The 24,781-nt window shown below is 50.0% G+C and carries 27 protein-coding genes and 2 pseudogenes; 19 read left to right on the top strand and 10 right to left on the bottom strand.

From position 1 onward, the window contains the following. Positions 1–34 precede the first annotated feature (34 nt). The 3 genes from QMN38_RS18870 (at position 35) to QMN38_RS18860 (ending at position 3,287) form a co-directional block, all read left to right on the top strand. Positions 35–475, top strand: coding sequence for a DUF411 domain-containing protein (locus tag QMN38_RS18870; RefSeq protein ID WP_000758228.1), 441 nt, complete (start codon positions 35–37; stop codon positions 473–475). A gap of 126 nt (positions 476–601) precedes the next feature. Further along, positions 602–3,049, top strand: coding sequence for an Ag(+)-translocating P-type ATPase SilP (silP, locus tag QMN38_RS18865; protein WP_323605614.1), 2,448 nt, complete (start codon positions 602–604; stop codon positions 3,047–3,049). 40 nt (positions 3,050–3,089) lie between these two features. Next, positions 3,090–3,287 carry a DUF2933 domain-containing protein gene (locus tag QMN38_RS18860; RefSeq protein ID WP_323605613.1) on the top strand — a complete coding sequence of 66 codons (198 nt, stop codon included), beginning with the start codon at positions 3,090–3,092 and terminating at the stop codon, positions 3,285–3,287. A gap of 33 nt (positions 3,288–3,320) precedes the next feature. On the opposite strand, the gene QMN38_RS18855 is transcribed toward QMN38_RS18860, so the two are convergent. After that, the gene (locus QMN38_RS18855; protein ID WP_000287499.1) at positions 3,321–4,058 is read right to left on the bottom strand and encodes a peptidoglycan DD-metalloendopeptidase family protein; all 738 of its coding nucleotides are present in this window, start codon (positions 4,056–4,058) and stop codon (positions 3,321–3,323) included. A 274-nt stretch (positions 4,059–4,332) separates the two neighbouring features. Beyond that, complete coding sequence (locus tag QMN38_RS18850; protein WP_001023231.1) at positions 4,333–4,782, bottom strand: hypothetical protein; 450 nt, start codon at positions 4,780–4,782, stop codon at positions 4,333–4,335. A 234-nt stretch (positions 4,783–5,016) separates the two neighbouring features. On the opposite strand from QMN38_RS18850, the gene pcoA reads away from it, so the two are divergent. The 14 genes and pseudogenes from pcoA (at position 5,017) to arsC (ending at position 17,713) form a co-directional block, all read left to right on the top strand. Next, entirely contained in the window at positions 5,017–6,834 is a 1,818-nt protein-coding gene (gene pcoA, locus QMN38_RS18845) for a multicopper oxidase PcoA (RefSeq protein ID WP_323605610.1), read from the top strand. Between the two features lie 5 nt (positions 6,835–6,839). Next, positions 6,840–7,730, top strand: coding sequence for a copper resistance outer membrane transporter PcoB (pcoB, locus tag QMN38_RS18840; RefSeq protein WP_323605608.1), 891 nt, complete (start codon positions 6,840–6,842; stop codon positions 7,728–7,730). 39 nt (positions 7,731–7,769) lie between these two features. Next, the gene (gene pcoC, locus QMN38_RS18835) at positions 7,770–8,150 is read left to right on the top strand and encodes a copper resistance system metallochaperone PcoC (protein WP_000025662.1); all 381 of its coding nucleotides are present in this window, start codon (positions 7,770–7,772) and stop codon (positions 8,148–8,150) included. Positions 8,151–8,205: 55 nt separating this feature from the next. Continuing rightward, on the top strand, positions 8,206–9,084 hold the full coding sequence (gene pcoD / locus QMN38_RS18830) for a copper resistance inner membrane protein PcoD (protein ID WP_229692861.1): 879 nt from the start codon (positions 8,206–8,208) through the stop codon (positions 9,082–9,084). Positions 9,085–9,138: 54 nt separating this feature from the next. Next, a complete protein-coding gene (pcoR, locus tag QMN38_RS18825; RefSeq protein ID WP_001188930.1) occupies positions 9,139–9,819 on the top strand; it encodes a copper response regulator transcription factor PcoR in 681 nt (226 codons plus the stop codon). Then, entirely contained in the window at positions 9,816–11,216 is a 1,401-nt protein-coding gene (gene pcoS, locus QMN38_RS18820; RefSeq protein WP_009654301.1) for a copper resistance membrane spanning protein PcoS, read from the top strand. Before pcoR ends, pcoS begins: the two co-directional genes overlap by 4 nt. A 215-nt stretch (positions 11,217–11,431) precedes the next feature. Next, entirely contained in the window at positions 11,432–11,866 is a 435-nt protein-coding gene (gene pcoE, locus QMN38_RS18815) for a copper resistance system metallochaperone PcoE (RefSeq protein ID WP_038633679.1), read from the top strand. An 84-nt stretch (positions 11,867–11,950) separates the two neighbouring features. Continuing rightward, a pseudogene (locus QMN38_RS18810) lies at positions 11,951–12,202 on the top strand (IS30 family transposase); the annotation flags it as partial. A 12-nt stretch (positions 12,203–12,214) separates the two neighbouring features. Next, positions 12,215–13,108 (top strand): annotated as a pseudogene (locus QMN38_RS18805) (IS3 family transposase); the annotation flags it as partial. A 301-nt stretch (positions 13,109–13,409) separates the two neighbouring features. Further along, complete coding sequence (arsR, locus tag QMN38_RS18800) at positions 13,410–13,760, top strand: As(III)-sensing metalloregulatory transcriptional repressor ArsR (RefSeq protein ID WP_049025755.1); 351 nt, start codon at positions 13,410–13,412, stop codon at positions 13,758–13,760. Positions 13,761–13,807: 47 nt separating this feature from the next. Next, complete coding sequence (gene arsD / locus QMN38_RS18795; protein ID WP_048998181.1) at positions 13,808–14,170, top strand: arsenite efflux transporter metallochaperone ArsD; 363 nt, start codon at positions 13,808–13,810, stop codon at positions 14,168–14,170. Between the two features lie 16 nt (positions 14,171–14,186). Continuing rightward, positions 14,187–15,938 carry an arsenite efflux transporter ATPase subunit ArsA gene (arsA, locus tag QMN38_RS18790; protein ID WP_049014748.1) on the top strand — a complete coding sequence of 584 codons (1,752 nt, stop codon included), beginning with the start codon at positions 14,187–14,189 and terminating at the stop codon, positions 15,936–15,938. Between the two features lie 47 nt (positions 15,939–15,985). Further along, a complete protein-coding gene (arsB, locus tag QMN38_RS18785) occupies positions 15,986–17,275 on the top strand; it encodes an arsenite efflux transporter membrane subunit ArsB (protein ID WP_049014746.1) in 1,290 nt (429 codons plus the stop codon). Positions 17,276–17,287: 12 nt separating this feature from the next. Continuing rightward, positions 17,288–17,713: a glutaredoxin-dependent arsenate reductase gene (arsC, locus tag QMN38_RS18780; protein ID WP_048998205.1), complete on the top strand. Its 426-nt coding sequence runs from the start codon at positions 17,288–17,290 to the stop codon at positions 17,711–17,713. A gap of 125 nt (positions 17,714–17,838) precedes the next feature. Here arsC and QMN38_RS18775 read toward each other — a convergent pair whose 3' ends face one another. From QMN38_RS18775 to QMN38_RS18765, 3 genes are all read right to left on the bottom strand, one after another. Further along, positions 17,839–18,357 (bottom strand): GNAT family N-acetyltransferase, encoded by a 519-nt coding sequence (locus QMN38_RS18775; RefSeq protein ID WP_035897605.1) that lies wholly within the window; start codon positions 18,355–18,357, stop codon positions 17,839–17,841. 26 nt (positions 18,358–18,383) lie between these two features. Next, positions 18,384–18,845 (bottom strand): GNAT family N-acetyltransferase, encoded by a 462-nt coding sequence (locus QMN38_RS18770; RefSeq protein ID WP_048998204.1) that lies wholly within the window; start codon positions 18,843–18,845, stop codon positions 18,384–18,386. A 61-nt stretch (positions 18,846–18,906) separates the two neighbouring features. Then, entirely contained in the window at positions 18,907–19,509 is a 603-nt protein-coding gene (locus QMN38_RS18765; RefSeq protein WP_048998203.1) for a helix-turn-helix domain-containing protein, read from the bottom strand. 43 nt (positions 19,510–19,552) lie between these two features. On the opposite strand from QMN38_RS18765, the gene QMN38_RS18760 reads away from it, so the two are divergent. Together QMN38_RS18760 and QMN38_RS18755 are read left to right on the top strand one after the other, a co-directional pair. Continuing rightward, positions 19,553–20,248, top strand: coding sequence for a B3/B4 domain-containing protein (locus tag QMN38_RS18760; protein WP_048998202.1), 696 nt, complete (start codon positions 19,553–19,555; stop codon positions 20,246–20,248). 21 nt (positions 20,249–20,269) lie between these two features. Beyond that, a complete protein-coding gene (locus tag QMN38_RS18755; RefSeq protein WP_071701232.1) occupies positions 20,270–21,163 on the top strand; it encodes a dihydrodipicolinate synthase family protein in 894 nt (297 codons plus the stop codon). 213 nt (positions 21,164–21,376) lie between these two features. Here the strand turns inward: QMN38_RS18755 and QMN38_RS18750 are convergent, their stop codons facing one another. From QMN38_RS18750 to QMN38_RS18730, 5 genes are all read right to left on the bottom strand, one after another. Beyond that, positions 21,377–21,988, bottom strand: coding sequence for an inovirus Gp2 family protein (locus tag QMN38_RS18750; protein ID WP_048998200.1), 612 nt, complete (start codon positions 21,986–21,988; stop codon positions 21,377–21,379). A 329-nt stretch (positions 21,989–22,317) separates the two neighbouring features. After that, entirely contained in the window at positions 22,318–22,701 is a 384-nt protein-coding gene (locus tag QMN38_RS18745) for a putative zinc ribbon protein (protein ID WP_071687429.1), read from the bottom strand. 10 nt (positions 22,702–22,711) lie between these two features. Beyond that, positions 22,712–23,245 (bottom strand): hypothetical protein, encoded by a 534-nt coding sequence (locus tag QMN38_RS18740; protein ID WP_048998199.1) that lies wholly within the window; start codon positions 23,243–23,245, stop codon positions 22,712–22,714. 103 nt (positions 23,246–23,348) lie between these two features. Beyond that, positions 23,349–23,561, bottom strand: coding sequence for a helix-turn-helix transcriptional regulator (locus tag QMN38_RS18735; protein ID WP_048998198.1), 213 nt, complete (start codon positions 23,559–23,561; stop codon positions 23,349–23,351). Between the two features lie 93 nt (positions 23,562–23,654). Next, on the bottom strand, positions 23,655–24,236 hold the full coding sequence (locus tag QMN38_RS18730) for an inovirus-type Gp2 protein (RefSeq protein ID WP_048998197.1): 582 nt from the start codon (positions 24,234–24,236) through the stop codon (positions 23,655–23,657). Positions 24,237–24,781 lie beyond the last annotated feature (545 nt).

The raw sequence follows: 24,781 nt of genomic DNA, 5'->3' as shown, positions 1-24,781 counted from the left end.
TCAGGGTTTATATCGATAATATACAGAGGTGAGTATGAAAAAAGTGGTTCTGATGGCGCTGGCTCTCGGCCTTTCACTGCCCGCGATGGCGAGTGAAAAAGTGATTGATATGTACAAATCTGAAAACTGTGGCTGTTGTTCCCTGTGGGGCAAAGCGATGGAAAAAGACGGGTTTGAAGTACGAACTCACGTCATGAATGATCAGGCGCTGTCAGCCCTGAAAGAAAAGCATGCTATTCCTGCAGGACTACGAAGTTGTCATACCGCGGTTGCCGGTAATTTGATCATTGAAGGCCATGTGCCTGCGACAACGATACATAAGGCAATGCAGTCTGGTTCGGGTATATACGGTCTCGCCACCCCCGGTATGCCAGCAGGAAGTCCTGGAATGGAGATGGGAGCCCGAAAAGAGGCTTACGATGTTATCGCATTCTCACCGGATGGAAGTAAAAAAGTCTTCCAGCGAATCGAATAGTCAGCGGAACGGCTGATAACGGGACGCCGGTAGCAGGCACTCCTGTGCCGGCGATATTCGTGGTAATCGCATCCATGACATACCCTGAAGACAGAAGATGCTTCGGTATGCATAAGGAGAGTTACTGTGAAAAATGACAATGCAGTGCAACACAACAACCAGACTGCTTCTGAGCAGACATTATCCCCGGACGAGGGCCACGTATTGCATAAGGTGAGAGATCCCGTGTGCGGGATGGCCATCCTGCCCGACAGGGCGCACAGCAGCATTCGATACCAGGACCACCAACTTTATTTCTGCTCCGCCAGCTGTGAGAGTAAATTTAAAGCCCATCCCGATCGTTATCTTACCGAAGATGCCAGTGAACATTCCCATCACCATCACCACGATCATCACGAAGTCAGCCCTGATCAGATAAAACAGCCTCACAACCAGGCGGAAAAAGAGAATTCTGAAGGTGTGTGGACATGTCCGATGCACCCGGAGATACGCCGCAGTGGTCCCGGAAGCTGTCCTGTCTGTGGAATGGCACTGGAGCCGCTCGTAGCTACGGCATCCACGGGGCCGAGTGATGAACTTCACGACATGACAAGACGCTTCTGGCTGGGGTTGTTGCTGGCGTTTCCGGTTCTGGTACTCGAAATGGGATCTCATCTGTTTCCCGACTTGAGGAATACAGTACCGCCACAGTACAACACATGGCTGCAGTTGCTTCTGGCCTCCCCTGTCGTGTTGTGGTGTGGCTGGCCATTCTTCGCCCGGGCCGGAATGTCGTTACGTAACCGCTCCCTGAATATGTTTACCCTTGTTGCAATGGGGACCGGCGTAGCCTGGGTTTACAGCGTCATTGCAACCGTCTTCCCCTCCTGGTTTCCTGCATCGTTCAGAAACATGGATGGCCTGGTGGCCGTTTATTTTGAAGCCGCGGCAGTAATTACGGTGCTTGTACTGCTGGGACAGGTTCTTGAGCTGCGGGCACGGGAACAAACCTCAGGTGCCATTACTGCGCTTCTGAACCTTGCCCCCAAAACCGCCAGGCGGCTGGACCATGACGGTCATGAAACGGATATTAATGCGGAAGATGTCCTGCCTGGCGATAAGCTCCGCATCAGACCTGGGGAGAGTATTCCGGTCGACGGTATCGTGGTCGAAGGCATAACAACCGTTGATGAATCGATGGTGACCGGGGAGTCTATGCCGGTTACCAAAACGGAGGGTGCCCCTGTCATTGGGGGGACGATTAATCAGACAGGTAGTCTTATCATCCGTGCAGAGAAAGTCGGAGATGAAACGATGCTCTCACGAATTGTTCAGATGGTCGCTGATGCACAGCGTTCGCGAGCCCCCATCCAGAGAATGGCTGACAGCGTTTCAGGCTGGTTTGTTCCTCTGGTGATACTTATCGCGGTTGTTGCTTTCGTGATCTGGTCTGTCTGGGGGCCCGAGCCCAGGATGGCGCACGGTCTGATTGCGGCTGTGTCGGTCCTGATTATTGCCTGTCCCTGCGCGCTGGGGCTGGCCACGCCGATGTCGATAATGGTGGGGGTGGGCAAAGGAGCCCAGGCCGGGGTGTTAATCAAAAATGCCGAAGCCCTTGAGCGTCTTGAAAAAGTGGACACGCTGGTTGTCGACAAAACAGGCACGCTCACGGAAGGTTCGCCTACGGTGACAGGAATTATCAGTCTCAGTCCGGGTGGGGAAGCCTCTCTTTTGCGTGTAACGGCCGCAGTGGAAAAAGGCTCGCAGCATCCGCTGGGTATGGCAGTCGTCAGAGCAGCACAGGAAAAGGGGATCGCAATACCCGCAGTCACTCATTTCGATGCGCCGTCGGGTAAAGGTGTCACAGGCGATGTCGAAGGTCAACGGATTGTTATTGGTAATGAACTGGTTATGCAGGAAAACAGTATCGTTGTTGATAATCAAAAGGCCGTTGCGGATACGTTGCGGATGGAAGGCGCTACCGTTATCTATGTGGCCACGGACGGGGACCTTGCAGGCCTGATAGCTATTTCGGATCCCGTGAAAGCAACCACGCCGGATGCACTTAAAGCGTTGCGTCAGGCGGGGATCCGCATCGTTATGCTCACCGGGGATAACCAGCTTACCGCTGAAGCAGTCGCACGGAAACTGGGAATAGATGAGGTTGAAGCCGGGATTCTGCCGGATGGCAAAAAAGCAGTGATAACCCGACTGAAAGCGTCTGGCCATGTGGTTGCGATGGCCGGAGACGGTGTGAATGATGCCCCGGCGCTGGCAGCGGCTGACGTGGGAATAGCCATGGGAACGGGTACAGATGTGGCAATTGAAAGTGCCGGAGTCACCCTTCTCAAAGGCGACCTGATGATACTGAACAGGGCCCGTCATCTGTCAGAGATCACCATGAAAAATATCCGACAGAATCTGTTTTTTGCATTTATCTACAACGCACTTGGTGTGCCGGTGGCTGCAGGCCTGCTTTATCCTGTGTATGGAATACTGCTGTCGCCAGTTATTGCGGCGGCGGCCATGGCTCTTTCTTCCGTCAGCGTCATTGTGAATGCGTTGCGTCTGAAAAGTGTCAGGCTCGGGAAATAACACTGAGTGAAGGGTCTGTTATGAACAGAAGGAGTCCAGTATGAAAAGTACCACCTATGCGCTTATTGCTGTCGCCGCGATCGCGGCATTTGCCCTCCTGCGAGAACACTGGTCACATGTGGCAGGTTACTGGCCATATCTGTTATTGCTGGTCTGCCCGCTAATGCATCTTTTCCACGGCCACGGAGGGCATGGGGATCACCAACATCGCGGAAGTGAAAACGATAAAAAAAATTAATCCGGCAAACGGGGCCGCGTCGCGGTCCCGTTATCAGTCCAGGTATCGTTCGTAGTCTCTGGCATGCGCAAAGGCATGCTGTTCGAGTTTGTTATCAGCGGGTGCCGATGCCCGGAACGCCAGTGAATTAACAGGATTGTTATTGATGACCAGCTCGTAATGTAAATGAGGACCGGATGAACGTCCGCTGTTACCGGATAACGCAATAGCACCTCCCCGGGTAACTCTGGCCCCTTTAGTAACGAGTATTTTATTGAGGTGGAGATAGCGAGTTTTAACACCGGCTTTTCCCGTTACTTCAACAAAATATCCCATGGTACTGTTGTATTCGGCCCGGGTGATTTTTCCGTCGATGACGCTGACTATTTTCGTGTTCATGGGCATGGAATAATCAATGCCATTATGGGGACTCACTTTTCCCGATACCGGGTTAAGTCTTGCAGGATTGAAAGGTGAACTGAGTCTTGCTGTGGCTGGTAACGGATAATCGAGACTGCCTTTCCCGGAAGTATCGGAAAGATTATAGAACTTTTTGTCTGATATACGATACGCCGTGTAATTAAATGAGCCGGACGTAAATTTATAAGCCACTACACGTGATTTTCCCGCTTTCTTTTGCAGTACGAGTTTTAATGATTCATTTTTTTTCAAATGCCGAAGATTAAAGCGGGAAGGCAAAGAGCGCTGAAGGATAGCGATCTCGTTCGATTCCAGCCCCGAGCGGGTGGCTGAAAGGTAAGCATTTTCTTTTACGACATCGGTAGAATACATTTACTGGAATTCGCCGTTAGCATGAACACTGCGGCGTATGCTAGGGGTTTTCAGGAGGCGTGTCATCTGCCAGTTAATCGGGAGCACCGTTGATGGTCGTCATTTTTGTAACATATCTTGTTTCCCGTTTGCTCCTGAAGATCTGGGAACTGTATGACCAGCCTGACGGTGATGATTAACGGGACTGAAACAGGTTACGGCAGAGCAATATGGGGCTCATGTCCTGCTACGTAACCCGTCAGTAAAGCCCTGCTAAGCACTAACCCGCCTGCAGTTACCTGGAGGAATACAGGCCGCGAAGCTTTCTTGCCTGTGTCTGATGAGCTTCCGCACCGGCATTATTGACCTGCTCATGCACGAGGGCGGCTTTCTCTCCGGCATTCAGTTCGTTAAAAGAAGAAGAGGAGGTCTTTGAATTTGCACCACTGTCGGACAGCATTTTTTTATGTTCCTCAATCATTTTCTGATGTGCATAGGACGCGCTGTTGTTCATAAATGAATGAGCAACAATGGCCCTTTCATGTTCATTCATTTCAGAGAATGAGGGCGTGTTGTTTTTATTAACCCTGTCCGGTAAGTTTTCATGCGTCGAGGAATTCACATGACTGACGGCTGAGGCATTATTAACAAATCGATGTGCTTCATGGGCAATATCACTGGACTGAGCAAAAGCTGCCCCACAAAATAAAGCTGTAAACGCAGTGGCCGTGATTAATATATTCATGTGTAATTACCTTCTGAGGTACATAAAAGATGTCCTTATGATCATATATAAAAATAATCAACCTGTGGGGAAGATGACGTAAATGTAATACAGCTATGTACATTACACGATTGTAATGAATTTGTTTCTTAAGGTGTGCTAGATTCATTTCATTGTAAGTGGATGAACCAGTAATTTAATTTAAATCGGTTCTCGAATTCTGTCAGTAACCATACTTTAAATAAGGGAATGCGCATGCTGTTGAAAACGTCTCGACGAACTTTCCTGAAGGGGTTAACCCTCTCTGGCGTAGCCGGAAGTCTTGGCGTATGGAGTTTCAATGCGCGTTCCAGTCTGAGCCTGCCAGTTGCCGCATCCCTGCAGGGTACTCAGTTTGACCTGACCATTGGTGAAACGGCCGTCAATATCACGGGCAGTGAGCGTCAGGCCAAAACAATCAATGGAGGCCTGCCGGGGCCCGTTCTTCGCTGGAAAGAAGGTGACACCATTACCCTGAAGGTCAAAAACCGTCTTAATGAACAGACGTCCATTCACTGGCACGGCATTATTCTTCCGGCCGATATGGATGGTGTTCCGGGGCTGAGTTTTATGGGCATAGAGCCTGATGATACCTACGTTTACACCTTTAAGGTTAAGCAGAACGGGACTTACTGGTACCACAGCCATTCCGGTCTGCAGGAACAGGAGGGGGTATACGGTGCCATTATCATCGATGCCAGGGAGCCAGAACCGTTTGCTTACGATCGTGAGCATGTGGTCATGTTGTCTGACTGGACCGATGAAAATCCTCACAGCCTGCTGAAAAAATTAAAAAAACAGTCGGATTACTACAATTTCAATAAACCAACCGTTGGCTCTTTTTTCCGCGACGTGAATACCAGGGGGCTGTCAGCCACCATTGCCGATCGGAAAATGTGGGCTGAAATGAAAATGAATCCGACTGACCTCGCGGATGTCAGTGGCTACACCTACACCTATCTCATGAACGGGCAGGCCCCGCTGAAAAACTGGACCGGACTGTTCCGTCCCGGTGAAAAGATACGCTTACGGTTTATCAACGGCTCGGCAATGACCTATTTCGATATCCGTATCCCCGGGCTGAAAATGACGGTCGTGGCTGCAGATGGCCAGTATGTAAACCCGGTTACCGTTGACGAATTCAGGATTGCCGTTGCCGAAACCTATGATGTCATTGTGGAGCCTCAGGGTGAGGCCTATACCATCTTCGCACAATCCATGGACAGGACCGGTTACGCTCGAGGGACACTGGCCACGAGAGAGGGGTTAAGTGCTGCCGTTCCCCCCCTCGATCCCCGTCCTCTGTTGACCATGGAAGATATGGGTATGGGGGGAATGGGACATGATATGGCAAGAATGGACCACAGCCAGATGGGAGGCATGGATAACAGCGGAGAGATGATGTCTATGGACGGTGCTGACCTTCCGGATAGCGGGACATCCTCCGCGCCCATGGATCACAGCAGCATGGCCGGTATGGATCATTCCCGGATGGCCGGAATGCCGGGTATGCAAAGTCATCCTGCGTCAGAAACGGATAACCCACTGGTTGATATGCAGGCGATGAGCGTCTCTCCGAAATTAAATGATCCGGGTATTGGTCTTCGAAATAACGGAAGAAAGGTTCTCACGTACGCGGATTTGAAAAGCCGCTTTGAGGATCCTGACGGACGTGAACCTGGCCGTACCATAGAACTGCATTTAACCGGCCACATGGAAAAGTTTGCCTGGTCATTTAACGGAATCAAGTTTTCAGATGCCGCACCGGTGCTGCTGAAATACGGTGAGCGGCTCAGGATCACGCTGATCAACGATACCATGATGACTCACCCCATTCACCTGCATGGTATGTGGAGCGATCTGGAAGATGAAAACGGTAATTTCATGGTTCGTAAACACACAATAGATGTTCCCCCTGGTACAAAACGCAGTTACAGAGTGACAGCAGATGCGCTTGGCCGCTGGGCGTATCACTGCCATTTGCTCTATCACATGGAAATGGGAATGTTTCGTGAAGTCCGGGTGGAGGAATGATGCGAATGAAGAGAAATTTGAAGGCCATACCTGTTCTGGTCGCCGGTTTGTTTACCTCACAGCTTTCTATTGCGGCGGGCTCCGTCTCTGCAGATCCCCACGCCGGGCACGACATGTCTGCCATGCAGATGCCAGCAGATGAGAATTTCACTGAGATGACGTCAATGGAGCCCATTGTAACTGAGAGCAGAACGCCAATTCCGCCTGTTACCGATGCCGACCGGAAGGCTGCATTCGGCAATTTACAGGGGCATGCGATTCACGACAGTGCGATTAATTATCTGGTTCTGCTGGATCAACTGGAATGGCAACGGTCGGATAACACCAACAATTTCAGCTGGAGTGTTAACAGCTGGATTGGAGGCGACACAGATCGGATTTGGCTAAAGAGTGAAGGTGAACGAAGCAATGGGGAAACGGAGGCGGCTGAAGCGCAGTTACTCTGGGGACATGCGGTTGGCCCATGGTGGGATTTGGTTGCGGGTGTCAGGCAGGATTTCAGACCTGCTTCTGCCCGGACCTGGGCTGCTGTCGGTTTTCAGGGGCTGGCACTCTATAATTTTGAGTCTGAAATTACGGGTTTTGTCAGTAATGGCGGAAAAGCAGCCCTTCGTCTGGGAGGAGAATACGACGTTTTACTGACTAACCGGCTCATACTCCAGCCATCCTATGAGGTGAATTTCTACAGTCAGGATGATGAATCGCGGGGTCGCGGCAGGGGACTGACTGACACAGAGCTGGGGCTCCGGCTGCGCTATGAAATACGCCGTGAGTTTGCACCCTATATAGGCGTTTCCTGGAATCAACTTTACGGGAAAACATCCGATATGGCGAAAAGAGAAGGTGAGAAAGACCATCAGGTAGCATTCCTGGCGGGAGCCAGAATCTGGTTTTAACGCACTGATATAAAACACTCAACTAAACAGGTAAATAAAATGTCGATTTTAAATAAAGCCATTCTTACAGGTGGCCTCGTTATGGGCGTTGCTTTCTCTGCTATGGCCCATCCGGAATTAAAAAGCTCTGTGCCACAGGCTGATTCAGCCGTAGCGGCCCCGGAAAAGATTCAGCTTAATTTCTCGGAAAATCTGACCGTGAAATTCTCAGGTGCAAAATTAACGATGACGGGTATGAAAGGCATGTCATCACATTCTCCGATGCCGGTCGCGGCAAAAGTGGCGCCAGGCGCTGACCCTAAATCGATGGTCATTATTCCGCGAGAGCCTTTACCCGCTGGCACTTATCGTGTTGACTGGCGCGCGGTTTCTTCAGATACGCACCCTATTACCGGTAATTACACCTTTACAGTGAAGTAATATTATGAACGACCTGATTATGATTGTTATTCGTTTTCTTCTTTATCTGGATTTGATGGTAATATTTGGATTGCCATTTTTTCAGATATATGGAATAAGCGGTGTCAGACATGAAACCTATAACCTGACTAATTTCAGGTCGTTTATAACCTTTGCTGTTGTTACAGGCATCATTCTTACTGGCATTAATATGCTCCTGGTATCTAATGCCATGAGTGGAGTAACTGACCTCAGAGAATTATCCATCCATGTTATCGAGATGGTGATAGAAGAAACTGATGTGGGTATTAGCTGGATTGTCAGGCTCTGTGCCCTGTTTACCACACTCGGTGCTTTGTTCCTTTACACTAATAAGAGAGTATTGTCCTGCCTGCTGATGACGATGAGTGGGGGCGTGGCGCTGGCTACACTTGCCTGGGGAGGACACGCCGTTATGCATGACGGTCTGCATTACTATCTCCATTTACTGAGCGATCTGACCCATCTCGGCGCTGCAGGTGCCTGGACAGGTGCTCTGGTTGCATTTGCTATCCTGCTGATGCGCAGAAACGAGCATAATGCACAGAGCGTCATTGTGATATCTGACTCCCTGGCAAAATTTGCCACGGCAGGAACGGTGATTGTTGTAGCCCTGATCCTGAGTGCGCTGGTCAACTATCTGTATATTGCTGAGGGTAACTTAACTCCCTTATTCAACAGTTCCTGGGGGAGGATATTGCTTGCCAAGACGGCTCTGTTTGTTCTGATGCTTCTTCTGGCTGCAGCAAACCGGTTTCACCTGGGTCCCCGGCTTGAAGTTATGGTCAGGGAAGGGAATTATGATCGCAGCGTTGCCCTGATGCGAAACAGCATCCTGACAGAATTCGTTGTTGCGATTATCATTCTGGGCGCCGTAGCGTGGCTCGGAATGCTTGCTCCGTCTCAGGTCAGCTAGGGGACAGCCAAAGCTCATGCGTGAGATTTTTACTTTCATATCAGCGAGTTGACCATGCAGCGTATTTTAATCGTTGAAGACGAACAAAAAACAGGTCGTTACCTGCAGCAGGGACTGGTTGAGGAAGGCTATCAGGCCGATCTCTTTAATAATGGCCGCGATGGTCTCGGGGCCGCGTCGAAGGGACAGTATGATTTGATAATACTGGACGTGATGCTGCCTTTCCTCGACGGGTGGCAAATCATCAGCGCACTGAGGGAGTCCGGGCACGAAGAACCGGTCCTGTTTTTAACCGCAAAGGACAACGTGCGGGACAAAGTGAAAGGACTGGAGCTTGGCGCAGATGACTACCTGATTAAGCCCTTTGATTTTACGGAGCTGGTTGCACGTGTAAGAACCCTGCTGCGCCGGGCACGTTCGCAGGCCGCAACAGTCTGCACCATCGCCGATATGACCGTTGATATGGTGCGCCGGACCGTGATCCGTTCGGGGAAGAAGATCCATCTCACCGGTAAAGAATACGTTCTGCTTGAGTTGCTGCTGCAACGCACCGGAGAAGTGTTACCCAGGAGTCTTATCTCGTCCCTGGTCTGGAACATGAATTTTGACAGTGATACGAATGTGATTGATGTCGCCGTGAGACGTCTGAGAAGTAAAATTGATGATGACTTTGAGCCAAAACTGATCCATACCGTTCGCGGTGCCGGATATGTCCTGGAGATCAGAGAAGAGTGAGGTTCAAAATTTCCCTGACCACACGCCTGAGCCTGATTTTTTCTGCGGTGATGCTTACGGTATGGTGGTTATCAAGTTTTATCCTGATTAGCACCCTTAATGGCTATTTCGATAATCAGGACCGCGATTTTCTGACAGGTAAACTTCAGCTCACCGAAGAGTTTCTTAAAACAGAGACGTTCCGGAACAAAACGGATATTAAGTCATTATCAGAAAAAATAAACGATGCGATGGTAGGGCACAATGGTTTATTCATTTCTATAAAAAACATGGAAAATGAAAAAATTGTTGAACTCTATGCCAAAAATTCTGTTGTTCCAGCGGTCCTGCTTAATAAGTCGGGTGATATTCTCGACTATATGATCCAGACGGAAGAAAATAACACCGTGTACCGCAGTATCTCGCGGCGGGTTGCCGTGACGCCGGAACAGGGTAAAAGCAAACATGTCATCATTACGGTTGCCACGGATACTGGGTATCACACCCTGTTTATGGACAAACTCAGTACCTGGCTGTTCTGGTTCAATATCGGTCTGGTCTTTATTTCTGTTTTTCTGGGCTGGCTGACCACACGTATTGGTCTGAAACCGTTACGGGAAATGACCAGTCTGGCTTCCTCCATGACTGTACACAGCCTGGATCAGCGTCTAAATCCCGATCTGGCTCCGCCGGAAATCTCTGAGACCATGCAGGAGTTCAATAATATGTTTGATCGCCTGGAGGGGGCATTCCGGAAACTGTCAGATTTCTCGTCTGACATCGCGCATGAGCTGCGCACACCAGTCAGTAATCTGATGATGCAGACGCAGTTTGCACTGGCTAAGGAAAGGGATGTTTCGCATTACCGCGAAATTTTATTCGCTAACCTGGAAGAACTGAAAAGGTTGTCACGAATGACCAGTGACATGCTTTTTCTGGCACGTTCAGAGCATGGTCTGCTGCGGCTGGATAAACATGATGTGGATCTGGCAGCCGAACTGAATGAATTACGTGAGTTGTTCGAGCCCCTGGCAGACGAAACAGGAAAGACAATCACGGTTGAAGGAGAGGGCGTTGTTACCGGAGACAGCGATATGCTCCGACGTGCTTTCAGTAACCTGCTTTCCAATGCAATCAAGTATTCTCCCGATAACACCTGTACAGCGATACACCTTGAGCGTGACAGTGACTGTGTGAACGTGATGATTACGAATACGATGTCCGGCCAGGTTCCCGCTAATCTGGAACGTTTGTTTGACCGGTTCTATCGCGCAGACTCATCAAGGTTCTACAACACGGAAGGCGCGGGGCTGGGATTATCAATTACAAGGTCGATCATTCATGCTCACGGCGGCGAGCTGTCAGCAGAACAGCAGGGGCGGGAAATTGTGTTCAGTGTGCGTCTGTTAATGGATTAATACCGTTATTCAGGAGAAACCCGGAAGGTGACAAAAATGTCATCGTTCAGTCACGCGATAAACAGAGTCGGTTTTTTATAATCAGCCATAAATCAGGACAGCGTGATAATTCAATCGCCCGGTTCCTGGCGTGATGATCAACCAGCCCTGAGATCAAATGCTTTCTCTGTTATAAGCATTGATTGTTCGGGTATGAAAACACCGGAGACCCAACCATGAAAAAGATCCTTGTATCCTTTATTGCCATGATGGCTGTCGCTTCATCTGCCTGGGCTGCAGAGACAATGAACATGCATGACCAGGTAAATAATGCCCAGGCGCCTGCCCATCAGATGCAATCATCCGCTGAAAAAAGTGCAGTTCAGGGGGAGAGCATGAAAATGATGGATATGAGCGGTCACGATCAGGCCGCAATGTCCCATGAAATGATGCAAAACGGCAATTCTGCTGCCCATCAGGACATGGCTGAAATGCATAAAAAAATGATGAAATCCAAGCCAGCAGCTTCTAACGAAACAGCAAAATCATTTTCCGAAATGAACGAGCATGAGAAAGCCGCTGTTATGCATGAGAAGGCGAATAATGGTCAATCTTCCGTTATTCATCAGCAGCAGGCTGAAAAGCATCGCAGCCAGATCACCCAGAATTAACCCGCAGCTCCACTTGTTAGACCCTCATTTGACGCCGAAGTCACTGGCTTATGCTCCCGTCCGGGAGCGTTTTTTTCCCATTGGACTGCCCCCACGACCGTAGCCACAGATATTCAGGTTTACTTCTGCGATCCTCAATCTCCCTGGCAACGCGGCTCAAATGAAAATACAAACAGATTACTCAGACAGTATTTTCCAAAAGGAACTGACTTATCAGTTCACAGCCAGCAAAGACTAAACAGTGTTGCCAGGCAGCTCAACGAGAGGCCAAGAAAAACGCTAGACTATGAATCACCCGCAGAGCGTTTTAACCAATGTGTTGCATCCACCTGTTGAACTCACAGCGGCGTACTTCGCAAAGCTGTCCGACTGAGGTACGCCTTTATCCGTGACAACTCCTGTTGCTGGCCTGTTCGCCTGCTCTGTCGGGTGCTGGATGTTCATCCTAGTGGTTTTTACGCCTGGCTTCAGCAGCCGCATTCACAACGCCATCAGGCAGACCTGAGACTGACAGGACAGATTAAACAGTTCTGGCTGGAATCGGGATGCGTCTATGGTTATCGCAAAATCCATCTGGATCTGCGGGACAGCGGGCAACAGTGCGGAGTGAACCGGGTCTGGCGACTGATGAAACGTGTCGGGATAAAGGCTCAGGTCGGATACCGGAGCCCGCGGGCACGTAAAGGCGAGGCCAGTATCGTGTCGCCCAACAGGCTCCAGCGACAGTTCAATCCGGATGCTCCGGATGAGCGTTGGGTAACGGACATAACCTACATCAGGACCCACGAAGGCTGGCTGTATCTTGCCGTTGTTGTTGATCTGTTCTCACGCAAAATTATCGGCTGGTCCATGCAATCCCGGATGACAAAGGACATTGTCCTGAACGCACTGCTGATGGCTGTATGGCGGCGTAATCCCCAAAAACAGGTGCTGGTTCATTCGGATCAGGGCAGTCAGTACACAAGCCATGAGTGGCAGTCGTTCCTGAAATCACACGGCCTGGAGGGCAGCATGAGCCGTCGCGGTAACTGCCATGATAATGCGGTTGCAGAAAGCTTTTTCCAGTTGTTGAAACGCGAACGGATAAAGAAAAAGATCTACGGAACGCGGGAAGAAGCCCGCAGCGATATTTTTGATTACATCGAAATGTTTTATAACAGTAAGCGTCGGCATGGTTCTAGCGATCAGATGTCACCGACAGAATATGAAAACCAGTATTATCAACGGCTCGGAAGTGTCTAGATTTTCCGTGGCGATTCAATACCCATACAAGTAAAACCTTTAGTTCAGTTTAGCATCGGCGTAACGCCATAAGAAGTTTGTTCTATCAACATTTCTTGAATCCCCAAATATTTTATTTGCATTCAGAATGGGAGTTACACCCTTTAAGGAAACGTATAAAAATATGAATATCAATAAGTTAACCAAGTTTCTGATATCAGGATAAAATGTTCCACGACAACAGTTACATATGTTTTTTCGAATGTATTGTTGCGATTGTAAACCTACAGAGTATCCTGTTATTAAATCAACCGGAGGACAGATGCTACTAACTTCCCTACGACTCTTCAAAAATCTCTCCGATGAAACCCGCTTGGGCATCGTGTTACTGCTCAGGGAAATGGGAGAGTTGTGCGTGTGCGATCTCTGTACGGCGCTGGATCAGTCGCAGCCAAAGATCTCCCGTCATTTGGCAATGCTCCGGGAAAGTGGACTATTGCTGGATCGCAAGCAGGGCAAGTGGGTTCACTACCGCTTATCCCCGCATATTCCTTCCTGGGCCGCTCAGGTGATTGAGCAGGCTTGGTTAAGCCAACAGGACGACGTACAGGCCATCGCCCGTAAGCTCGCATCAACCAACTGCTCTGGCAGCGGTAAGGCTGTTTGCCTCTAAAAATTTTGCCTGCACATATATGCTTTTCCGGATATGAGGTGTTAAAGATGAAAACGTTAACGGTGTTTGACCCGGTAATGTGCTGCAGTACCGGCGTATGTGGCTCAGATATCGATCAGGTTCTGGTTGATTTCTCTGCTGATGTGCAGTGGCTGAAAGGACGTGGCGTACAGGTTGAACGTTACAACCTGGCGCAGCAGCCCATGAGCTTTGTTCATAATGAGAAAGCGAAAGTATTCCTCGAAGCATCTGGAGCAGAAGGGCTTCCGCTACTGCTGTTGGACGGTGAAACGGTGATGGCAGGGCGGTACCCAAAACGTGCTGAGATAGCTCGCTGGTTTGGTATACCGCTGGAGAGGGTAGGGTTAGCTCCCACCAGCTGCTGTGGTGGTAATACTTCCTGTTGCTGATATGTCAGGAGGACATATGAAATTCTTACAGAACATCCCGCCTTATCTGTTTTTTACCGGTAAGGGAGGCGTAGGAAAAACTTCCATTTCCTGCGCGACGGCTATCCGCCTTGCCGAACAGGGTAAGCGGGTTTTGCTGGTCAGTACCGATCCTGCCTCGAATGTCGGCCAGGTATTCGACCAGGCTATCGGTAACACCATTCGCCCTGTGACGGCAGTTCCTGGGCTTTCTGCTCTGGAGATTGACCCGCAGGAAGCCGCCCAACAATACCGCTCCAGAATCGTTGATCCTATCAAAGGTCTTCTGCCTGATGACGTTGTTAACAGTATCAGCGAACAGCTTTCAGGAGCCTGTACGACTGAGATTGCGGCGTTCGATGAGTTTACTGGCTTACTGACCGACGCTTCTCTGCTGACCCGCTTTGATCACATCATTTTTGATACAGCGCCGACGGGCCACACGATTCGCCTTCTCCAGCTTCCCTGTGCCTGGAGTAGCTTCATTGAAAGTAATCCAGATGGTGCTTCCTGTCTTGGCCCAATGGCCGGGCTGGAAAAGCAGCGTGAGCAGTATGCTCATGCAGTAGAGGCGCTATCCGATCCTGAACGTACCCGCCTGGTTCTGGTTGCACGACTGCAAAAATCTACGCTGCAGGAAGTCGCCCGCACTCATGAAGAACTGGCTGCAATTGGCCTGAAAAACCAGTACCTGGTTATTAATGGTGTGCTGCCTAAAGCAGAAGCTGAACATGACGCCCTTGCCGCTGCGATATGGCAACGGGAACAGGAAGCACTGGCAAATCTTCCTGCCGGTTTATCTGAGCTATCGACAGATACCTTATTACTCCAGCCAGTCAACATGGTTGGCGTGTCTGCATTGAAGGGACTACTGGACACCAGTGCAAGAGCATTACCGCTGCCTGCAAGGAACGTCCTGTACACGCCTGAAAACTTATCGCTCTCTGTCCTGGTTGATGATATCGCTCGCAGTGAACACGGTTTGATTATGCTGATGGGCAAAGGTGGCGTAGGTAAAACCACGATGGCTGCTGCCATCGCCGTCAGGCTGGCGGATATGGGATTTGATGTCCATCTCACCACCTCAGATCCCGCTGCACATCTCAGTGCAACGCTCAATGGAAGTCTTAAAAATCTGCAGGTCAGCCGAATTAACCCTCACGATGAAACTGAACGCTATCGGCAGCATGTTCTTGAGACGAAAGGCAGGAATCTGGATGAGGCAGGGAAACGGCTGCTCGAAGAGGATTTACGTTCTCCTTGCACGGAAGAGATTGCGGTGTTCCAGGCGTTCTCACGCGTAATCCGTGAAGCAGGCAAACGGTTTGTGGTCATGGATACGGCACCTACCGGGCATACGCTATTACTGCTTGATGCTACCGGGGCTTATCACCGTGAGATTGCCAAGAAGATGGGGAATAAAGGTCATTTTTCCACTCCGATGATGCAGCTTCAGGACCCGGAACGCACCAAAGTCCTGATGGTCACTTTGCCTGAAACCACACCGGTACTGGAAGCGGCTAACCTGCAGACTGACCTTGAAAGAACGGGGATTCATCCGTGGGGCTGGATTATCAATAACAGCCTTTCCATTGCGGATACGTGTTCTCCGTTGCTTTGCCAGCGTGCCCGGCAGGAAGTGCCTCAGATTGAGGCTGTTAAGAATCAGCACGCTGACCGTATAGCGCTTGTTCCGGTGCTGGCGTCAGAGCCCGCCGGTATTGAAAAGCTCAGAGAGTTGATGAGTTAATTTTTTGGCATATACAGGGCGACAAAGTCGCCCTGTCAGGAGGTTTTATGTTACTGGCAGGCGCTATTTTTGTCCTGACCATCGTGTTGGTTATCTGGCAACCGAAGGGATTAGGGATTGGCTGGAGTGCGATGCTGGGTGCGGGGCTGGCTCTGATATCTGGTGTTGTGCATGTAAGCGATATTCCGGTGGTGTGGAATATCGTCTGGAACGCGACAGCGACCTTTATTGCCGTGATTATCATCAGCCTGCTGCTTGATGAATCAGGTTTTTTCGAATGGGCAGCGCTGCACGTATCTCGTTGGGGGAATGGTCGTGGTCGTTTGCTCTTTACCTGGATCGTCCTGCTCGGCGCAGCGGTAGCGGCACTGTTTGCCAACGATGGTGCGGCACTTATTCTGACGCCGATAGTCATCGCCATGCTGCTGGCATTAGGGTTCAGTAAAGGTACTACGCTGGCATTTGTCATGGCCGCCGGGTTTATTGCCGATACAGCCAGTCTGCCGCTTATCGTGTCGAACCTGGTGAATATCGTCTCGGTGGACTTCTTTGGTCTGGGATTCACCAAATATGCGTCGGTAATGGTGCCGGTTGATATTGCAGCCATTTTTGCCACGCTGGTTATGCTGCATCTGTTCTTCCGCAAAGATATTCCGCCTACTTACGACCTGGCTCTCCTGAAAGCACCGGCAAAAGCGATTAAAGATCTGGCAACCTTCAGAACCGGCTGGATCGTGTTGATCCTTCTTCTGGTTGGCTTTTTCGTTCTTGAGCCGCTCGGTATTCCCGTTAGCGCGATTGCGGCTGTTGGCGCTGTAATCCTGTTTGCGGTGGCGAAACGAGGCCATGCCATTAACACTGGCAAAGTGCTGCGTGGTGCGCCATGGCAGATCGTCATATTCTCGCTGGGGATGTATCTGGTGGTCTATGGTCTGCGTAATGCCGGACTAACAGAATACCTCTCCGGTGTGCTGAACGTGCTGGCAGATAAAGGACTTTGGGCCGCGACGTTTGGTACCGGCTTCCTGACGGCTTTCCTGTCTTCCATCATGAACAATATGCCTACCGTGCTGGTTGGCGCTCTCTCTATTGATGGCAGCACCGCAACAGGCGTTATCAAAGAGGCGATGATTTATGCCAACGTGATTGGCTGCGATCTGGGACCGAAAATTACACCGATTGGTAGCCTGGCAACGCTGCTCTGGCTGCATGTCCTTTCACAGAAGAACATGACCATCACCTGGGGATACTATTTCCGCACCGGGATCGTCATGACTCTGCCTGTGCTGTTTGTAACGCTGGCCGCGCTGGCGCTACGTCTCTCTTTCACTTTGTAATGAGATACTGATATGAGCAACATCACCATTTATCACAATCCAGCCTGCGGCACGTCGCGTAATACGTTGGAGATGATCCGAAACAGCGGTACTGAACCGACCGTTATTCTTTACCTCGAAAACCCACCTTCACGCGATGAGCTGGTCAAACTCATTGCGGATATGGGCATTTCCGTCCGTGCTTTGCTGCGTAAGAACGTCGAGCCGTATGAGGTACTGGGTCTTGTAGAAGATAAATTTACTGACGACCAGCTAATCGACTTTATGCTGCAACATACGATTCTGATTAACCGTCCGATTGTGGTGACGCCACTGGGAACTAAACTGTGTCGCCCTTCCGAAGAGGTACTGGATATTCTTCCGGAACGTCAGAAAGGAGCGTTTACCAAAGAGGATGGCGAGAAGGTCATTGGCGAAACGGGGAAGCGTGTTAAGTAATCTGCCCACTTCAAAATATCGGACGCCTGTTAACGCTATGCGGGCGTCCACCTTTCGCTCATAGCAGACCTCGCAACGCTTCAGGCGGTCCGCTTTGGGCCAAAAGCGGACGTCAAAATGTGTGTTCAGCTAGCGTAAGTTGAGCGTTTCATAATGATATCTCTCTGCGGGTCTGACCCAACCTGAAAGATATGCTCACCCACCTCGGTAAACCCAAGCTTACGGTAAAAAGAGATGGCCCTTGGGTTATGTTCCCAGACACCTAACCAGACAGGATCCGATCCCTTTGCCTCAAATTCAGCAAAGCACTTTTGCATCAGTGCCTGTGCAAATCCTTTACCATGGTAGGGTTCATCGACATACAGACACAGAATTTCTCCGGCATGGATGCTATTGACACAGGGAGGAAACTCTTCCCACCTTAGTTGAGCGTACCCAATCAGTTTGCTCTCGTATTCGCAGACTAATGTAATCCAGTCTTGTCTGAGGATTTCTTTCAACTGGATATTAGTTGAATAGCTTGCATGGCAGTGAAGATCCATATCCTCCTGAGTATTACCATCCTGGAAAGTCTTTCTGAAGGTTCGCTCGGCTAAAATAGCCAGCTCTTCAGCATCAGAGGAACTGGCCCTACGGATTAACATTTATCATTACTCTCTGAAAAGTATTCTTATTTTTGTCCGGCATTACGATAAATGTCGGGCCGATTGATCTGCCAGACAAAATCTTTCCGGTTCAATGGGTTATAACCCAGTTTTTGGTATAGCCAGGGCGCGCTGTCAGTGACCAACATTATCCGTCGCAGGCGTGACATCAATGGATGGGCGTGACAGCATTCGATCAGCCAGCGGCCGAGACCACTTTTCTGATAATCGTTTAATACGTAGACGTCACACAAATAACCAAAAGTGGCATAGTCTGTGACAAGGCGGGCGAAGCCGATTTGTCTTGTTCCATCCAGAAGCGCAAAACAAAGGCTGTTCTGGATTGATATTCTGACCGTTTCGGCATCAATGCCTGGAGCCCAGGACGATTGCGAGAGGTAATCGTGAATGGCTTCCAGTTGAAAAAAAGCGGGATCGGTTGTGATAGTAAACTGGCTTTTGGCAAAACTCAGATGTTGATTATCCACTGAACCACTCCATGCAAACTTACCTGTGATAAAACAAGCCCTATTGCTTGCCGGGCGACAATCAGGATGTTTTCTCATGTACTGTCATGATGAACACCAATGGTCCCTCCTCCTGGTTTTCATAGAAATGAGGAACGTCCGTTCTGGCTGTTGCTGAACAGCCGGTTTTTACCTGATACAGGTGGTCCTTCACACCCAGCGTGAGCGTGCCTGTCTGAACATAAAACAGCTCAAGCGTCCCTTCCGTGTGGCCGGGCGAAGCAAACTTTTCCCCCGGTTGCATTTCCCACATCCAGAGCTCGGTCATATCAGGGCCGCCCGAACCAGCGAGCAACCTTGCTCTCCCTCCTTTTTCACCAGCCCACAATTCTGGGATCTCATCTTCAGCAATGAGATGCACGGTCGGTTTGGAACTGACATCCACAAAATCGGCTACCGAAACCCCCATCGCGGCAGCCAGGCGGCATAACAGGGCTATGCTGGGATTTGCCCGGCATCCCTCAATCTCAACCAGCGCGCCCTTGCTGACGCCCGCCCGGCGGGAGAGTTCATCGAGCGATATTTTCTTTTGCTTACGATACAGCTTAATCCGCTGAGATACGGCTTCATTTACGGTGCTGACGATAGAATCTGCATCGGTCATTAAATTGACTTTCTTGGTCATCGGTCATTATCATGGGATAAATTGGTCATTACAGGATTATCACGTGTTAACAGTCTCTCCGTCAATTGCCCCTGAAATTTATCGCATTGCGCCTGGTTTTCGGGCACTCAGTGTCTACGTAAAAGCTGCACCAGTGCTTAACTCCGATATCGGAGAAACAGCGCTGCGAGAAGCCTGTGAAGCGGTTCTGGCCGGTGAGCCTGAGTGGGCGGAAGCGCATCTGACCGCATGGGCAGAGGTTTTTCAAAAGTTTGGTGCTAAACCTAAACGTACCCCTTGCTCAGCGGATGCGTTACGCAAGCGCGTATTACGTGACGGAACGATGCCAGCACTTGATCCCATCGTTGATCTTTATAATGCCGTTAGTCTCCGCTACGCCGTTCCGGTGGGTGGAGAGAATATCGCTGCCTATCAGGGTTCACCATGTCTGGCTGTAGCAAAAGGAACAGAGCCTTTTGATACAGTCAAAGAGGGGGAAAAGGCCGTTGAATATCCTTCACAAGGCGAGATCATCTGGTGTGATGATATCGGCGTGACCTGCCGTCGCTGGAACTGGCGACAGGGGCTCAGAACCCGCTTAGGTGTGGAAGCTCAGCAAATGTGGTTTATTCTGGAAAGCCTGCCGCAGATGCCGCTGGAGAGACTTCACGAAGCCGGGAAGATGCTGACCGACGGCCTGGAAAAAATGATGCCCGGTCTGTGGTTTGAGGTTGCTCTCATCGAAGAACAACAGCAGTAATATCATTCAGGAGAAACTTTTATGTTTACAGGTTTGTCGGCGTTTCCATTAACCCCACTCACCGCCAGCGGCGTGGATGAAAAGGGTTTCAGCCATATTCTTTCCCGCCTGACAGAAGCTCGGGTTGATTCTATGGGCATCCTGGGGTCAACCGGAAGCTACGCCTATCTGACCCGGGAGCAGCGAAAGCGCGTAGCAACGCTGGCAAAACAGCATGCCGGGGATATCCCAATGATGGTATGTGTGGGAGCGGTCAGTACCGATGCTATCCTGCATCTGGCAGATGACGCGCAGGCAGCCGGCGCGAATGCTCTGTTACTCCCGGCGGTCAGCTACCAGCCACTCCGTGACGAAGAAGTATTCTCACTCTTTGAGACCGTTACCCGGCACGTGTCTGTACCGGTGTGTATCTATGATAATCCGGGCACTACGCATTTTACCTTTACGGATGAACTCCACGGTCGTCTCTCATCACTTGAGGGGATTCGCTCGGTCAAGATCCCTGGCGTACCGGATAGCCCCGCTGCAGCGACTGAGCGGGTGAATGCGTTACGTCAACATCTGTGCCCTGGTGTAACAATCGGTATCAGTGGCGACGCTTATGCGGGGCTGGGATTAAACGCTGGTTGTGAAGCCTGGTACTCCGTGTGTGGCGGTCTGTTCCCTGAGATGGCGAAACAAATTACTGAAGCCGCGGCGGTAAAGGATCATCAACGCGTTACTGCCCTGACAGCCCACCTTGAACCTTTGTGGGCGCTGTTCCGTAAACATGGTGGAAGTCTTCGTGTTATTGCCACAGCTGCTGGTGTGCTTGGGCTAACCGACATGGATTGCCTGCCTCGTCCTTTGCAGCCGTTGTCAGCAGGCAATATCGCGGATATTGCCCATGTGATAAGTATGCTGGAGCTGAAGTAATCTCCCCGCAGGACCGGCAGTCTGTCGGTCTTTCTGAAACCTAGCTGGATATCAATCATCATCGCATGTTTGAAGCTATATCTTTAGGTCCGCTCATCGCTCAAAGCGGACTTGTAAGCACAGGGGGGAGGATAGGGATTATGAATGGCATTCATTAATTTCTGGAATTGCCTACGAAGCAATTCCCCTCTTCCATAGATGCCTCAAGAGGTATTAACACTGACTACAGCCAAAAGAACGCTCTTGACGGCTGTAGGATTTGGTTCTCTCTTTAGCGAAGTAACTCAAGCGAAACGTCAGTTGATCATATACCTCGCTGTAACCGTGGGAGTTAATATCCAGGTAATAAAGTGGGTTATCGGGAAAGCGGGCTAGCGTCCAGTGCTCTGGGCGGTGACTAAGCTGCAAAGCACTCAACCAGGCCTCTCGTATCAGAGACGCCAGGCCCGTCCCGCCTTCTTTGTAACTTCCCAGTCCATTGAACGTATCGTTATTCACGAACAACACCATGTGGTAATGCGATTTCTGATTAATCTCACCCACCTCCCGAACCCAGGCATCGCGAAGGTGGCATGGATATGTTCGTGTGCCCTGTTTCAACTTACTTCTGTAGCGTGCAGCAATCTTCGCATCGAGGGATTCAATGAAGCGAGATATCAGGCCCTGTCGGTTAATGAGCATATTGTCAGGAAGACGCAGGTCTACCCGTACCGCCATTGTGCGTGCGTGTTCTGCAGTCGCGTTATCGATAACGCGTAGAATACGTTGCAGGTAAGTGGTGTTGAATGGTGCGTGTCGTCTATCGAGACAGATATTGTCAAACATATAATTTCCTTGGGTAATGAATTACGGGCAGGGCAAAGCCTTACCCGTAATAGGCAGTTAAAGGGATTAAGGATTTAAAGGGGGGTAAGACCAGCCATTAAGGCTATCGTGTATGAGTAGCCGTATACGGGTGTGGCATTGAGATGATATTGTTTATATATCAGTTGGTTAATTAATATTACCAACCCGTCATGGATTATGAATTACGAATCCACCAGCACCAGGGGCCGGATGATGGAAAGTGATTGATTTTTACTCCGAAGTTATATGCCCCCATATAATAGCTTTCTGGTGTACCAATCAATCCCATGATTGCCTGGTACGTATCACTAAATTCGTATCTCCCGACTGTATATCCCTTTTCTGCATTGAGGGCAGCGTTTCTCACCACCATACGACAGGCCGCACATGGTACATTGCCATTGTGTGGTCGTGATGACCGGTGGGAGTTGTGCCAGAAGGCGCTGTAGCTTAGCCACTGCTGAAGGCTTTCCATTGACGGGGGCCAGATAGGGGCATTGCAGCAGTGCTTCTGGTTGTCCCTGAAGTATGTCGTGTTCGAACCAGGGCGGTGACGTTATGGTGGGTGGATGGAAAATCAACGGGCACTGGCAGTGATGGCAGAACCACTCGTCATCGCCTGAATTCAGTTGGCTGACAGCGAAAATCTCACCGGTTTTACGCTGTGCGATATAGCATTTTGGTATCAGCATTATCCGTCCCTCACATCGGCTGGGTGGCACGAATGTAACCGTCAGTCAGCGTCTTCAGTCCCCGGTATGCCCGCTGTTTTACTGCCAACCATTGCGTCAGCGTGTCAGGCTGTGGCAGATGCAGCGCATACCATTCCTCCATATCCTTACCTGTTGCCAGCTCACACCAGCACAGCAGGGTCAGCGCCTGGCGCATACCGGGCTGTACATTAAGCCGGAATAACATCTGTAACTGGTTTGCCAGCCGACTTTTCCCCAGTCGATAACATTCGCTAAGCAGCACACCGGGCAGAAGGGCATAATCGGTGTGTTTAGTCAGACCGGGGGCGGAAGTACATGATCCCAGTCGGCCGGTGCGGGTGACCGGCAGCAGACACTGTGGAATGACGACTTCTGTTACGCTACTGCCTGGCATCGGGCAGGCGGTTATCGCCAGCCTGTGCCACTGCGAGATGTGCTGCTGGCATAAACCGTGGAACAGACTGACGCGGGTAAAATCATCCAGCCAGGCCTGGTAATGGTTGAGTAAGGGTGAATTGTTCATTTCTGATATTCCTTAAATGAGTAACTGACATGCAGCCGTAAAACTCCGCAAGAGGCGGATACGAGATGACGCACTGGTTTTGGGTTAACGAACGGGAAGGGGTTTAGCGCTGAGGACGGGATGCATCAATACGGGCCTGCAGCCAGGCTTCGACTTCGCTTTGCAACCAGCGTGAACTTCGACCCAGTTTGATGGGTTTTGGAAAGAGGCCATCCTTGATGAGTCGGTAAATCCATTTATCACTGACCCCCAGCAGGCGGGTGATAAAAGCCATATCGACGAACTGGTCTTCAGACAGGGAAGGTTTACTGGTCATGATTTGATTCTCCGGTAGCTGAATGGGTACCGGAGTCGGGTGATTAAACGTTGCTGCCCGCTCCGGCATAGCAACCGGTGCTGCTGTAAAAAACTAACTAAACTTCCTCGGTCTGCCCTGCCTGGCTGGCGAAGGAATTTCGTTGTATCCCCAGATTGGTAATCCGTATTTCTGGTCTTCTTTTGCCAGATAGCTGGCTATACGTCTCAGGCTGTTTATGGCATCGTTATTGTGATATTCCACAACGTTGTTAATGTTGTCCCGATGATATGCATTTGGTTTGCATCGCTGAGATTTGCCTTCACCATGGGTAATCTCTAGCCACAGTTCTTCTGCCCGTAAAATGAACGGGAATGACTTTTGATGTTCCTGACCATTAAGATAAAAAATCGCATGAGCATGAACTGCCCCTTCTGATGTCCATTCCAGCACCCAGAAACAACCACAGAGTTGAGGCATTTGCATTACAGCCAGGGTTAAATCCCGGAGGTCATCCTGTATCTCAAATGAAGAATTACGAATGAATCGGTTGGTACCTCGCTGATAATCAAAATCCATTCTAAACGCCAGTATTTTAGAGTGACGCATCAGAATCTGATTAAGATGGTGATTGATCATATTCAGGAGGAAATCATCGGGAGTGATTTTTTTAAAGTGTGGGTAATGTCTTTTCATTGTGTTATTCCTTTGGGTGAGTTCAAAGGAACAGCAGGAACTGTTTTTTTGTAATGTAACCGGGGATGTTACCTACCTGGCAGATCCAGTTCATTACTATCAGCAATGCGCTATCCTCTGGTGGGATAGTTGTTATATGCTGAGATCTACTTCCCTATAATACCAATTAACCTTAATTATCAAAAATACGTTTAAGAACTAGAAGACTGCTACGACTTATAACCGGGATGCGAAGAATTTAACTTTATAGAAAGGGGACTTAGCTCGTTAAAGTATGACTGGTGCTCTTATGTTAAGCGGATGCCGGGAACCATATTGACGAGGGGGGTTATTCCGCAAGCAGTGTGAAGTGCCACGGTAGCAGTTTGATGATCCAGCTTACCGACCAAATCAAGCACATGCTGAAGGCGGAACTCTGGCTCTACATCATTCAATTTGCACGTCCCTGCCAGACTATAGCGAGAGCAATATTTGAGCTCCCACATCAACATCGCCAACACGATTCGCTGATGGCTCCATTTAACCAGAGCCTCCATATCGGAAGG

The organism is Citrobacter sp. R-1.5.2, from assembly GCF_035064245.1.
Taxonomy (GTDB): domain Bacteria; phylum Pseudomonadota; class Gammaproteobacteria; order Enterobacterales; family Enterobacteriaceae; genus Citrobacter.
This window is presented reverse-complemented; position numbering and strand designations above follow the sequence as displayed.